This is a genomic window from Neptuniibacter marinus (genome assembly GCF_965223595.1).
GTDB lineage: Bacteria > Pseudomonadota > Gammaproteobacteria > Pseudomonadales > Balneatricaceae > Neptuniibacter > Neptuniibacter marinus.
This window is the reverse complement of the sequence record NZ_OZ245004.1, coordinates 1373503-1387424: the sequence shown is the minus strand read 5'-3', so window position 1 is coordinate 1387424 and position 13922 is coordinate 1373503. Positions and strand designations below refer to the sequence as shown.

The following is a 13922-nucleotide window of genomic DNA, read 5'->3' as shown; positions in this document are numbered from 1 at the left end:
CAAAATTTGTCAAAGATCTGTCAATAATGACAAAAACCTACTTTTAGAGCTAGCATAAATAGCCAAACATTAGAGTTAACATATAAACCATGGGTAAAGAGTCTAAAAAAACACAGTTTAAGGACGCAGCAGATCTGCTTCGCCAATTTAGTCTGCATGGCAAACGGGAAAACCGGTTATCCATACTGCTTGGTCTTCTGCAAATCGCTATGACAATTCTATTTGCGTTTGTCGTGGCTGATATTTTAGATAACGCCCTATTTCAACCGGAAAAAACACTACCCACTGCGCAAGTTTGGCTTGTCTTAACGCTGAGTTTATTGACAAAAGCCGTAGCGACCTACATGCAAAACAACATCGCTAATCAGGCTAGCATTAAGATACGCAGTCAATTACGGCAATTTGCACTCAACCATTGCTTTACCCTTAATATTCGACTTTTCCCTCGATTTAAGACCGCGGAGCTTAGCAACCTGCTCAGTACTGAAATTAATAGCCTCCGGCTCTACTTTGCGGATTATAGTGCGCAAAAATATTTAGCGGTTTTGATGCCAATTGCGGTAATCATTGCAGCGGCTACCGTTAACTGGCTAGTGCCTATTATATTGGCATTAACTGCCCCATTAGTGCCTTTATTCATGATTCTAGTAGGGAAAAAAGCAGGGCAAGCAAGTCATGATAATCTCCAACAGCTTAACCGTCTTGGCAACTTAATGTCTGACCGGCTAAAAAATCTACAAGCACTCCAACTTGCCGGCACTACAGAGCAAGAAGCGGATAAATTATTCCAAAAGTCAGAATCATTCCGCGAAACCACCATGAAAGTTTTACGTCTCGCATTTTTATCAAACACTATACTTGAGTTTTTTAGCGCCATTAGTGTGGCATTAGTCGCTGTTTATCTAGGCTTATTTTTTCTCGATAAATATCAACTGGGGAGTTGGAGCGATGACCTAAGCTTGAGCCAAGGTGTGTTCCTCCTGATGCTTGCGCCTGAATTTTACTTACCTTTACGTCGTCTCAGCACCTTATATCACGCCAAAGCGGACGCAACGAGCGTTGCCGAACATCTGCTCACGCTTAATAAGTTAGCCTCTCAGGTATCGAGCAACGAATTAAATTTAGAACAACAGCCTCTCCCTAAAATAGACAGCTTACAACTTGATACCGTTCAAGCGGGAGCTAAAGAGCGACCTCTTCATACGCCTATCTCTATTACTCTAGAGATGAAAGATCGAGTGTTACTCAACGGCCCCTCGGGTTCAGGTAAAACAACACTGCTAGATACCTTGGCGGGGTTATATCCTCTTCATCAAGGCAAGATAAAACTTAATGAGGTTGAACATAACATCTACCAACATCCAGACTGGCAGCAACAAATTGGCTATATGACCCAAACCCCTGAACTACTGTTCGCCAGTATTCGAGAGAATCTTTGCCTTGGTCGTGATTTCTCAGATGAAACACTATTTCAAGCCCTCAAAGACGCACAAATAGAGGAGCTTATTAGCTCACTCCCCGGCGGGCTGGATTATATAATTAGTGATCAGGGTGGCTATCTATCAGGTGGGCAAGCACAACGTATCGCTTTAGCTCGCGTTTTTCTGCACAAACCTCGTTTATTACTTTTAGATGAGCCCACCGCCAACCTTGATGAAGCAACCGCTCAAGCTTTTATGTTGCAATTAGCCGTCTATGTGGAGCAAGGGGGCATACTCATTATGACCAGCCACCGGCCCACAGATCAACACTTTTTCAATAAAGTCATTACTATGCAAGCCTTAGGAGAATCACATGAATAATGTCAAACGGCACTATTTAAAACTACTCCGGCAAGAGTATAAAATGGCGTTGCTTGGGGTTCTTCTTGCCGTTATTACTGCCTATTCAGGTATCGCTCTACTCGCGGTTTCGGGCTGGTTTATCAGTGCTGCGGCCTTAGCTGGGCTAAGCGCTGTGGCCGCACACTCTTTTAATTTCTTTGCCCCAGGCGCTATAGTCCGCGGCTTATCTATGTCACGAACCGCAGGGCGCTACGGCGAGCGTTTAAGTAGTCACGAAGCAACCTTTAGAATCATCTCAAATTTGCGGGCAGATCTATTCCGTCTCATTAGTCGCTTGAACTGGAACGAACAACAACTTAATCGCCACGAAACCTCCAGCCGTCTCTTACAAGATATTCAAAATATCGAAGCGATCTATCTCTCCGCAATACTTCCTGCTGCAGTCAGCTTTTTGGTTATGGTCGCCTATTTAGTAACTTTATATCTAGTACTACCAGCGTTAATACTATGGGTTATCATCCCTTTAATATTTGCAACGTTTATTATGCCTTGGCTGTATAGCCATCGCGTCTTACAATCTGAGTCCACTTTACATAAACGTCACAGCGAACAATGGTTATCTGCCAGTGCATTATTAAGCAATATGAGAACACTGACTCTATTTGAGCGCCTAAAACACAGTGGAGAATACCTACAAAAACAGGCCCAAGAGTCCGATAACTACGAATCCATGGCAGTACAACGCCAACAACACATATTACTACTCACCCAAGCCATTCTGATTATTATGACCGTACTCATATTTTGGCAGGGTTTATTAGCTTTCCAGCAAGGTCAGCTTGAAGGCGCTTATGCCTTTATGCTCCTATTATTAACCTTAGGCAGTGCTGAAGTATTACTTAATAACTGCCCAGCTCTAGCAAACCTAGGTCTTGGTTTAGCCGCGTTAGGTCGTCTCCAAGACAACCTCACGAACAACACAGAAACACTCGACAAACGGACTTTCACGCAAACGGATTCCAGCACTATCGGCCTGCACATCAACCAGCTTAATTACCGCTACCCACAGCAAAAAACTGACATATTTAAGCAGTTTAACCTTAGGTATGATGGACCGAATTGGATCTGGCTAAATGGAAGTAGCGGCGTAGGTAAAAGCACCTTGCTCAGTCTGATTTATGGACAACTCGCTCCTAGTGCTGGCAGCATAGAGTTTACCGGTTTAAACGCAGATGAGATCCGCTTTATGCCACAACGTATCGATATACTCCGCGCCACACTTAGGGATAACCTAACACTTAATATCACATCCTCAGAGCAAGCCATTAGGCATGCACTCAATATTGTTGAATTGGGAGAGTGGGCAAAAAGGCTTCCTAACGGTCTAGACACGTGGTTAGGCGAGGGTGAATGGCAACCTTCCGGCGGCGAACGTAAGCGAATTGGTTTAGCTCGCCTGATACTCCAAAACCCTCAATTTATCCTACTCGATGAGCCTACTGCCGGTATGGATAGCACCCTTGCAGCCCAAATTTACTCGCAATTAAGAGCACACTGGGCCGACAAGATCGTGTTATGCAGCAGCCATGAGCATGATTTCATCACAGCGAAGGATCAACGCCTTGAATTAACCGCCGTGTAAAAACAGCCTAAATAATAGCGAACAACTCTATCGCAGGGTGGTTAGTATCAAAGGATAGCCAAGGTTATTTTTTTGTCTTAGGCAGAAGGGAATCCATATTTATCCACACCTAGACTAAACTTAAAAAGCGACATAAGCCCTATCACAGGTGAACTCATGGACAAAAATAACTACCGAATAGAGAACGACTCCCTAGGTGACGTACAAGTTCCAAACGACGCCCTTTACGGCGCTCAAACCCAACGTGCTGTAGATAATTTCGCCATCAGCGGCATCACCATGCCTAGAGTATTTATTCGCTCTATTGGCTTGGTAAAGGCTGCTTGTGCAGCTGCCAATACAGAATTAAAGATACTGGATGCAGAGGTATCAGCTGCGATCCAGTGTGCGGCTAAAGATGTTAGTTGTGGGCATTATGACCATGATTTTCCTTTGGATGTGTTCCAAACAGGTTCTGGCACCAGCACCAATATGAACGCAAATGAAGTCATCGCCCACTTGGCCGCTAAACAACTAAATTCACCCGTTAACCCTAATGATCAGGTTAACATGAGCCAAAGCTCCAATGATGTCATACCGACCTGCATCCATTTAAGTGCAGCCCTACTACTGAATGAACGTCTCATCCCTGCCCTAGAACAGCTGATGCAAGTTATTAATGACCGATCAGAAGCCTTAACACAGGTCGTTAAAACCGGACGCACTCACTTAATGGATGCCATGCCTGTCACTTACGCTCAAGAATTAAGTGGTTGGAAAGCACAAATAGAACAATCAAAAGATAGATTACTCGATGTACAACCACGGCTATTTCAACTAGCGATTGGTGGAACAGCGGTAGGCACAGGCATCAATGCCCCTGAAGGTTTTGCAGAAAAAGTATGCGCTGAGTTAAGCCAACTCACTAACTTACCATTTGAAGTCACGCCAAATCACTTTGCTGCTATCAGCAGCCAAGATACCGCCGTAGAGTTAAGCGGCCAACTCAAAACCTTAGCGGTAGCCTTAGTAAAGATTTCTAATGATCTACGTTGGGCAAACAGTGGACCATTAGCTGGATTAGGTGAGATTAGCTTGCCGGTGTTACAACCGGGCAGCAGCATCATGCCGGGTAAAGTGAATCCTGTCGTTCCAGAAGCCGTGGCAATGGCTGCTACGCAAGCAATAGGCAATGATTGTTGTATCACCCTTGCAGGTCAATCCGGTAATTTTCAACTTAATGTAATGCTACCCCTTGTTGCTCACAACCTAATTCAAAGCATTGAGCTATTAAGCAACAGCGTTAGCTTACTCGCAGATAAAGCGATCTCAAAAATGACGATCAATATTGACCGTATGGAATCAACCTTAGCTCTAAACCCTATCTTAATTACCGCTCTCAATCGAGTTATCGGCTATGAACAAGGCGCAATCATCGCTAAGCGAGCTTACGCCGAAAAAAGAACCGTACTTGAGGTAGCAATCGAGGTAACAGGTATGGACGCTGATGAGTTAAGTCGATTATTGGATCCAAAGAACTTAACCTAAACCCTTATCTAAAATAGTCTAAGCGCTAGAGGTTAAATTTAAGTCAGTATAAGAAATGGATAAGGGAGGTCAGAACTCTCCCTTAAACTAAAAGAGGCATATATTAGATAGGTAAACCAAACAGGTAATACACCCAAGCAACGCTCAATGCGATACACATTAACAAAGCAACAGGGTTAACAGACTCTCTAGGCTTTGCGTTACCTAAGTCTTTCTTCGTTCCCGTCACCATAGAAGCCACCAGCTTCTCTTTAAATAAGATGCTATGTGTAATAACACCCAAAATATGCAACCCAACTAAACACTGTAGGATAAGCTGTACAGTATGATGAACTTCTGCGCCTAAACTTGCCAGCTCATCACTTACGCTCGCATAAAAAGGGCCTTCCCATAAAACCTCGTCTGAGGTTATTAAGCCTGAAGCGATTTGCAGCATAAGCAGTAAAATAAGCATCACAACCATCATGGCGCCAGCAGGGTTATGGCCATAAAAATGCTCTGATGTATCACCTTTAACAGTCGATTTTAGATAACTCAGCCCCTTGATTGGTGAAACAATAAAAGAACAGAAACGCGCATAATAAGTACCCACGACACCCCATAAAACACGAAAAAGAATCAAACCAGATAATAAGTAGCCACTATAAAAGTGCCATTGCATCAGGCTGTCATCCCAATTACCGCTATAAATCAGAAACAGAAACAGTGAAACTAGCACCCAGTGGAAAATCCGGGTCGGTAGATCCCAAATTTTAACCATCAATTTAATACTCCTTATACCATTAAAGGTTTCAATAGAAGGTAGCCCTATTAAACAATAAGGCTACCTTTAGATCTTTTTACTTAGCTTTGTAATTGTCGTGACAAGATTTACATGACTTACCTAAAGGACCAATCGCACCACGTAATGCGTCAAGACCCTGACCTGCACTTTCAGCCATAGTATTTGTCGCCGCTACCCAGTTTTTATGCTTTTCACCAATATCTGAATCTGCCGCCCAAATGTCTGCTTTAGCTTTTGTCACGTCAGACAAACCTTCAGCATCCATATCAGAACCTTTAGGCCACATCAGCCCATTATCCATTGCCGCCGCGTTTTTCAAGTTATTGGCAATCGCTTGAGCCAATTCAGCATCATAATCACGCTTCCCTTTAGCCATCGCAGCAAGTACACCCATATTAAACTTCATCATTTGGAAGAAACCTTGACGGCCTTCAATTTGATCTTCAAAGGGAAAATCTTCCGCCATGGCAGGTGAAACGGCTGTCGTTAGTAGTGTTGCGCATAATGCGGCCTTAAAAAATTTTTCCATTATCAGACTCTCCTCACGTGTTTATTTATTAGAACTAATCATATCATTCCCACTAAGTAAGAATAATCTAATATTAAAAATTAATCTGTAAAGTTATGTAAAAAACACCATAAAACAGACCAAAAAAAACCGAGCCTAAGCCCGGTTAATTCGACTATTAAAACCCAGAATCTTATGCTTGAGCTTTAATTTTCCGTTTACTTACCTGCTAATGATTCAGCAGCTTGCTTCTCAAAGTACTCTCGCGTTAGGCTGAATACAACCGGACTCAATAGCGCAAGGGCTACTAAGTTAGGGATCGCCATCAACGCATTAAGCGTATCAGCCAGCAACCATACGAACTCTAAACCAACCACTGTGCCCACAGGTACAGCTAGAATCCAAAGGATGCGGAAAGGTACAATAATCTTCACGCCAAACAGGTACTCAGCACAACGTTCACCATAAACACTCCACCCCAAAATAGTTGTGAAAGCAAAAATAGCTAACGCGATAGCAACAATATAGTTACCCACACCAGGAAGCGCCTGAGCAAAGGCTGCTGAGGTCAATGCTGCACCGGACTCACCGGAGGTCCATGCACCTGATGTAATAATTACTAAACCAGTGATAGAACAGATAATAATAGTATCTAGGAATGTACCTAACATCGCGATCAAACCCTGACGAACAGGATCTTTAGTTTGGGACGCCGCATGGGCAATAGGCGCAGAACCTAAACCCGCTTCGTTGGAAAACACACCACGCGCCACACCGAAACGAATCGCCGCCCAAACAGCAGCACCGGCAAAACCGCCTTCGGCAGCAGATTCTGTAAATGCATACGTAAAAATAAGATCAAGTGCATGAGGAATAGCATCAGCATTAATCGCTAATACAACAAGACCAGCAACCAAATAACTGATCGCCATCAAAGGCACAAGCGAACCCGCAACAGCACCAATACGTTTAATACCGCCCAATAGAACAGCTGCTGTTAGCACCATCAAAACAACACCCGTCACCCATAATGGCGTACCGAAATTCGATTCAAGAACAGATGCAACTGAGTTTGACTGAACGGTGTTACCAATACCAAAACCGGCAATCGTACCGAAAATGGCAAAAAGTGTACCCATCCAAGCCCATTTTTTACCAAGACCATTTTTGATGTAATACATCGGGCCACCAACATGGTTACCCTCTTCATCTACTTCACGGTATTTAACCGCTAGTACCGCTTCGGCAAATTTAGTCGCCATACCTACTAGCGCAGTACACCACATCCAAAAAAGAGCGCCAGGACCACCTAAGAATACCGCAGTAGCAACACCTGCAATATTACCAGTACCCACCGTTGCAGACATAGCAGTCATCAACGCTTGAAATGGAGAAATGTCACCCTCTTTTCTTTCTGAATCAGTCGCTTTACGACCATTCCACATAAGTTTAAAACCAGTACCAAGCTTAAAGATTGGCATCAGTTTTAATCCTAACTGTAAGAACAAGCCTACACCTAGAATCAATACAAGCATCATGGGACCCCATACGATGCCGTTAACCATAGTGATAAAACCGGTTAATGCTTCCATCATTTTTCCTCGATATTTTTGTCTTAATTGAGGTTTGTTTACTCTTGTGCTTTTTATTATTAGTACATGCTGCACTGCACTTTTTATGTTTTCATTAACACAAAAGAACAGCTAACCACTACCTGTAATAGAGCCGCAAGCCTACTGCTGAATCGATTATTTTGTTTAAAATCTAGTTCCCCACGGTCACAGCACCAATAATTTTAATCAAAACTACTTCAACAGCTAAAAGCATTACCCTTTTAACAGTTACAACCCTATTATGACAAATAGTGGTTCCTAATAAGATAAGTCACTTTAACTAGATAATGGCTTCAAAATTAATAGATATTCCAAATAAATAACTTCATATATCCCTATAGATAGGGAAATATACTTTTTATAAGAAAAATTAAGATATTGCAGCGATCTATAATAGAAATTTTAAATAAACAGATGTTTCCACTGCTATAGACAATTTTTAAAGCTAATAGCGACACAGCAAAGCTAATAAGCAAATGATTCCTTTTGAATAATAAATACTAGGAATTCAAGAATTAACCCCCGTCGTACTTAAAAATGTGATTTGTGCAAAGATAAAGCTCCAAATAAAACAGACACTTTAGTGTCAACGTCCTATCCAATCTATATTAAGCCCTAACTAGGGATTCGCTTTATACTCAATAGGCAGGGCATGTGTCTCTCGCACCTCTTCCATTACTATGTAACTTTTAGAGTTTTTAACCCCAGGCAAGGTCAATAACATATCACCCAATAACGCACGATATTGCGACATATCATTAATACGAGCTTTAAGTAGATAATCTGCATCACCCGATACTAAATGACACTCAAGTATATAAGGCAAATCAGAAACAGCTCTGTTAAACATACGAAAGGCGTCTGGTGTCTGATAAGACAACGAGATCTCTACAAATACCAACATATTGTAATCAAGCAGCTGTGGATTCAAGCGAGCATAATAGCCCTCTATATAACCCTCCTTTTCCAAGCGTTTTACACGCTCAATACAAGGTGTAGAACTTAGCCCTACCTTTTCAGCCAAGTCGACATAACTAATCCGACCATCAGACTGCAACGTACGCAGTATGCTGACATCCAACCGATCTAATACACGCTTTTTATTGCTTTCCATACAGATAAATCCACTACATATACTCAATTAATTGGTTGATATCACTCAATTATAAAAAAATTCAAAGCCATTTAATACAAAAAAGCCAATAAACTAGTGTTTTCTCATTAGCAAAATAATTTTAATAAATGAGGTCACACAATGAAAGTATTGGTTTTAGGTGCAGGCGTGGTTGGCGTTACGAGTGCTTGGTATTTAGCCAAAGCAGGCCATGAAGTCACTATAATCGATCGTCAAGTAGATGTCGCCTTAGAAACAAGTTATGGCAATGCAGGGCAAATATCCCCTGGATACTCAGCGCCTTGGGCTGGTCCTGGCATCCCCCTTAAAGCGATTAAATGGTTAATGCAAGATCTTGCCCCGTTTATGATTAGTGGTAAAGAAGTTGATGTTCAGACGCTTGGCTGGATGACAAAAATGCTGGCTAATTGTACAGAAGATGCTTACCACACGAATAAAGCACGCATGATGCGTTTAGCTGAATATAGCCGTGATTGCTTTATTAACCTACGTCAAGAGATTGATATAGATTATGAACAGCGCAGCAAAGGTACGCTGCAACTGTTCCGTACAGATAAACAGGTCAGCGACTCTAAAAAAGATATCTCTGTTTTAGAAGAGTGTGGGGTTAATTTCCAAGCCCTCGACACCGACGGTTGTATTGAATATGAACCAGCCCTAGCAATGGTAAAAGAAAAAATCGTTGGCGGCCTTAGACTACCCGGTGATGAAACGGGTGATTGCTTCAAATTCACTAACGCTCTTGCGAAAGAGTGTAAAAAGTTAGGTGTCGTCTTCAAGATGAAGACCGATATTATTAACATCAACACTGATGGCGATGAAGTCGTGAGTGTCAGCACCTCAAGAGGTAAGATGACATCTGATGCTTACCTCGTTGCATTAGGCAGCTACTCAACCTTAATGCTCTCAAAAATTGGTTTAAAAGTACCTGTTTACCCTATCAAAGGTTACTCATTAACAATACCGATTATAGATCCATCCAAAGCACCAACCTCTACGGTTATGGATGAGACTTACAAAGTAGCGGTTACCCGCTTTGATGATCGTATTCGTGTGGGCGGCACTGCAGAGATCGCATCCTACAATAAAGAACTCGAAGAAAAACGCCGTGCCAATGTTGAATTTGTCGTTAACGACCTCTTTCCCGGCAGTGGCGATATAGAACAAGCCGAATTTTGGACAGGCTTACGTCCCATGACACCGGACGGTACACCCATTTTAGGTGAAACGAATATCTCTAACCTGTTCTTAAATACAGGCCACGGTACTTTAGGTTGGACTATGTCATTAGGTTCCGCCAAATACGTTACTGATGTCATCAGCCAAAAAGCACCGGATATCAATAACGAAGGCTTATCTGTAGCCCGCTACGGCTAATCACCACGTCATAACACTTAACATGTCGAGGTTGCTCAGCTCACTGACCAACCTCTCTTTATCCTGAAGGAATGATCATGAGCAATAAATCAATTATCTCTACCAATAAAGCACCAGCAGCGATCGGCACATACTCCCAGGCAGTAAAAGCTGGCAACACCGTTTATCTGTCTGGCCAGATCCCATTAAATCCAGAAACAATGGAGATGGTTACAGAATCTTTTGAAGCACAAGCCGTACAAGTATTCGAAAACCTACAAGCGGTAGCAGAAGCCGCTGGTGGTAACCTAAACGATTTTGTTAAAATAACAGTGCTTTTATCTGACCTATCTTACTTTGCCCAGGTTAACGAAATCATGGCAAAGTACTTTCAAGCACCTTATCCTGCGCGTGCAGCTTATGCGGTCAAAGCATTACCAAAAGATGCTGATGTAGAAATCGAAGCGATTATGGTTTTATAAGACAGTTTAAAATAGCTTTTACGAGATTATCATCTTTATTTTTAGCGCTATTTATTATTACTAGAAGCACCACCGATTAGGAGTTCCCATGGCACGCCCAGCCACCGCTACAATTAACTTAGATGCTATACGTCAGAATTATCTTTTGGCTAAATCTGTGGCGCCTAAACAAGGTGCTTTAGCTATTATAAAAGCCAATGCCTATGGACATGGTGCCGTAGAAGTTGCCAAAGCCTTAAGTAAAGATGCAGATGGGTTTGGCGTGGCCTGTATTGAGGAAGCCATTGAGCTTCGCAATGCAGGTATTAGCTTACCTATATTATTACTAGAAGGTTTTTTCACCGCGGATGAGCTACCTATTATCAGCGACCAAAACTTGTGGTGCGCAGTTCACAACGCAGATCAGATCGATATTATTGCTAATGCTCCACTAAACAAACCTATCACCGCATGGTTGAAATTAGATAATGGCATGCATCGTTTAGGTATCACTCCAGGTGAATACAAAGAGGCATTTCATAAGCTATCGGCTCTACCTCAAGTTGAACATGTTGTATTAATGAGTCACTTCTCTGCTGCCGATGAGCCTGAACTTAATACAACAGCTGAACAAATCCAAATTTTGGACACTCTCGCTGATGAGCTCAAAGCGCCGATCAGTATGGCCAATTCAGCCGGAACCCTTGAACATGATAATGCACGTAGGGACTGGCAGCGTCCAGGTATTATCCTTTACGGTGCAAGCCCTTTTGCTGAAGCACATAAGTTAGCCGATCAGCTAAAACCAGCTATGACATTAAGCTCAGAAGTCATTGCCGTTCGCGAAATCGAGCCGGGTGAAAGTGTAGGCTACAGCGCCACATGGACCTGTGACAAACCCACCCGTGTAGGTACGGTCGCTATGGGATATGCCGATGGTTACCCACGTCATGCGAGAAATGGCACCCCCGTACTTGTCGATGGACATAAAAGCCGCATTATTGGTCGCGTCTCTATGGATATGTTGGCCGTTGATCTCAGTGATATTCCAGACGCTAAAGTTGGTAGCTATGTGGAGCTTTGGGGCGAGAACTTACTAGCTTCAGACGTCGCCGCTTGTTGCGACACTATCCCCTACACCTTGTTTACCGGTATTACTCGCCGTGTACACAAAAAATATATTTGAGGAAACATCTATGAGCATTGAGCGCATGGAATCTACCGAACGCATGAGCCGTATCGTTAAGCATAACAATACCGTTTACCTTTGCGGCCAAACCGCTGGCGAAGCCCAGTGGGATATAGCAGAACAAACGCAACGCTGCCTAGATAAAATTGATGACTTACTCGCTAAAGCGGGTAGCCACCGTAATCAATTACTTTCTGTCACTATATATATCCGTGATATGAAAGATTTTGCTGCGATGAATAAAGTCTGGGACGCATGGGTAGCAGACTGTGAAAAGCCTGCTCGTGCCTGTGTAGAAGCACGTATGGCGCGTCCTGAGATACTTGTTGAATTGAGTGTCACTGCCGCATATTAAATGCTCAATCGATCATATTCATAGAAACTTCTAGGGGGCATTTAACGCCCCCTTTTTTTATGCTCAATAACAAGAGCTCACCCTCTCAATCACCTTCGCCTTAACTTTAAGACCCTCCTTTACTTTTCTTTACAGTTTATAAACCCTAGTTAACTCTTCCTAACGGCATAATTTCTATAAAGAGAGATAGCTTATTTGGATCATCATTATGAAATACAACCACCGTCATTTTTCAACGCCCCTCATCATCGCTAGCGGTCTAATTATTGCGATTAGTGGCGTTATGATGTTTTTCCATATAGGGAAAGATGTAGTCAAATTAATGCATGAGTGGATTGGCATTATCATGGCCGCAGCGACTCTGCTACATATTCAGTTTCACTGGCGCTCCTTTAAACAATACTTCTCAAAGAAAACGGGCCTTGCAGTTATAAGTTTTATATTACTAGGAGCTAGCGCTCTAGCCTTAACGCCAATAGAGCATAAACCACATCCAGACAAGCAACTTATTGAACTCTACTCAGAGAAGTCACTAGAACAGATCGCCTCCTTTGAAGAGCGCAATATAGAGCAATTACTGATTGATTTAGAAATCGCCAATTTTAGCGTTAGTTCAGAACAACTAAGCCTGAAAGATATTGCTCAAGAAAATCATGCGCGCCCATTTGAATTAATCAATGCCATAATTAATCCGGAATACTAACCGCCTTTCAGCTATTCTAAACCTAGCCTGTATCATTTAAATTTAAACAGGCTACTAGCAAACCCTTTCCACAAGCGATAAACGAAAACCACACTCTTGTTCAAATTGATCTTAAAAGAGGTGCTATGTTCATATCTTTCGAATGTCCTTACTGTATGACCCCAAATACCGCTGAAGTAGATCCGGACAACGATATTGATCAGCAGATGATTCAAGATTGCGAGATCTGCTGCCAACCGATTGAACTTTTCATCACCGAAAGCGATCAAAAGATCTACGTGGAAGCAAAGCAGGAATGGGAGTAGCCATCGTTTTATGAGCTTACATAGTTTATTTTTACGTTACGCAAAAGATCTACCTCCCGGTACGCTTAACTGGATAGGCATTAGACCAGAGCGTAAACAGCCCCTTATCTCACTTGATCATGTCATGGCAATTAAACACAAAGGCTTAGAAGGTGATCATCGCTGCATAAAAACGCCCGGCTCTGCACGCCAAGTAACGCTTATCTCTGAAGAGTTTATTCAACAAATCGCTTACTACGCTAACAAAAACACGATAGCCCCCGATCTTTTACGGAGAAACCTTGTTGTATCCGGCATTAATCTCAATGCGTTAAGATACCAACAGTTTCGAATCGGCAGTGCTGTATTTGAAGCCAGCGCTTTATGCCACCCCTGCTCAAGAATGGAAGCCGCCTTAGGTCATAATGGTATTAGTGCAATGCTTGGCCACGGCGGATTATGCTGTAAAATCATCCGCTCAGGTGAGATCAAAGTTGGCGATCATTTACATGTGCTCAATACCCAACAAGACCTTTTTTAACTGTTGTGACTGACCCCACCACTCATAACTACTTTATTCA

General features: G+C 42.6%; 14 protein-coding genes. 10 read left to right on the top strand and 4 right to left on the bottom strand.

Going from position 1 to position 13922, the window contains the following annotated elements; all coding sequences use genetic code 11:
* Positions 1-89: 89 nt before the first annotated feature.
* From cydD to ACOQOE_RS06455, 3 genes are all read left to right on the top strand, one after another.
* Positions 90-1802, top strand: a complete 1713-nt coding sequence (gene cydD / locus ACOQOE_RS06465) for a thiol reductant ABC exporter subunit CydD (protein ID WP_420555250.1) — start codon at positions 90-92, stop codon at positions 1800-1802.
* Complete coding sequence (locus ACOQOE_RS06460) at positions 1795-3426, top strand: amino acid ABC transporter ATP-binding/permease protein (protein WP_420555249.1); 1632 nt, start codon at positions 1795-1797, stop codon at positions 3424-3426. The genes cydD and ACOQOE_RS06460 overlap by 8 nt, the downstream gene beginning before the upstream one ends.
* Before the next feature lie 156 nt (positions 3427-3582).
* The gene (locus ACOQOE_RS06455; protein WP_067861778.1) at positions 3583-4953 is read left to right on the top strand and encodes a class II fumarate hydratase; all 1371 of its coding nucleotides are present in this window, start codon (positions 3583-3585) and stop codon (positions 4951-4953) included.
* Positions 4954-5056: 103 nt separating this feature from the next.
* Here the strand turns inward: ACOQOE_RS06455 and ACOQOE_RS06450 are convergent, their stop codons facing one another.
* From ACOQOE_RS06450 to ACOQOE_RS06435, 4 genes are all read right to left on the bottom strand, one after another.
* The gene (locus ACOQOE_RS06450) at positions 5057-5713 is read right to left on the bottom strand and encodes a cytochrome b/b6 domain-containing protein (protein ID WP_067861781.1); all 657 of its coding nucleotides are present in this window, start codon (positions 5711-5713) and stop codon (positions 5057-5059) included.
* 79 nt (positions 5714-5792) lie between these two features.
* Positions 5793-6266: a c-type cytochrome gene (locus tag ACOQOE_RS06445; protein WP_067861784.1), complete on the bottom strand. Its 474-nt coding sequence runs from the start codon at positions 6264-6266 to the stop codon at positions 5793-5795.
* Between the two features lie 197 nt (positions 6267-6463).
* Positions 6464-7837, bottom strand: a complete 1374-nt coding sequence (locus tag ACOQOE_RS06440) for an alanine/glycine:cation symporter family protein (protein WP_420555465.1) — start codon at positions 7835-7837, stop codon at positions 6464-6466.
* A gap of 640 nt (positions 7838-8477) precedes the next feature.
* On the bottom strand, positions 8478-8972 hold the full coding sequence (locus ACOQOE_RS06435) for an Lrp/AsnC ligand binding domain-containing protein (protein ID WP_420555248.1): 495 nt from the start codon (positions 8970-8972) through the stop codon (positions 8478-8480).
* A gap of 141 nt (positions 8973-9113) precedes the next feature.
* Here ACOQOE_RS06435 and ACOQOE_RS06430 point away from each other — a divergent pair, with 141 nt between their 5' ends.
* From ACOQOE_RS06430 to ACOQOE_RS06400, 7 genes are all read left to right on the top strand, one after another.
* Positions 9114-10370: a D-amino acid dehydrogenase gene (locus ACOQOE_RS06430; RefSeq protein ID WP_420555247.1), complete on the top strand. Its 1257-nt coding sequence runs from the start codon at positions 9114-9116 to the stop codon at positions 10368-10370.
* Between the two features lie 77 nt (positions 10371-10447).
* Positions 10448-10831, top strand: a complete 384-nt coding sequence (locus ACOQOE_RS06425; RefSeq protein WP_067861796.1) for a Rid family detoxifying hydrolase — start codon at positions 10448-10450, stop codon at positions 10829-10831.
* 88 nt (positions 10832-10919) lie between these two features.
* The gene (gene alr / locus ACOQOE_RS06420) at positions 10920-11996 is read left to right on the top strand and encodes an alanine racemase (RefSeq protein WP_420555246.1); all 1077 of its coding nucleotides are present in this window, start codon (positions 10920-10922) and stop codon (positions 11994-11996) included.
* A 10-nt stretch (positions 11997-12006) separates the two neighbouring features.
* Positions 12007-12354, top strand: coding sequence for a RidA family protein (locus ACOQOE_RS06415; protein ID WP_303416522.1), 348 nt, complete (start codon positions 12007-12009; stop codon positions 12352-12354).
* A 208-nt stretch (positions 12355-12562) separates the two neighbouring features.
* Positions 12563-13057: a DUF4405 domain-containing protein gene (locus tag ACOQOE_RS06410; protein ID WP_420555245.1), complete on the top strand. Its 495-nt coding sequence runs from the start codon at positions 12563-12565 to the stop codon at positions 13055-13057.
* Positions 13058-13182: 125 nt separating this feature from the next.
* Entirely contained in the window at positions 13183-13362 is a 180-nt protein-coding gene (locus ACOQOE_RS06405) for a CPXCG motif-containing cysteine-rich protein (protein ID WP_067861807.1), read from the top strand.
* Between the two features lie 10 nt (positions 13363-13372).
* Positions 13373-13882 carry an MOSC domain-containing protein gene (locus ACOQOE_RS06400; RefSeq protein WP_420555244.1) on the top strand — a complete coding sequence of 170 codons (510 nt, stop codon included), beginning with the start codon at positions 13373-13375 and terminating at the stop codon, positions 13880-13882.
* Positions 13883-13922: the final 40 nt, after the last annotated feature.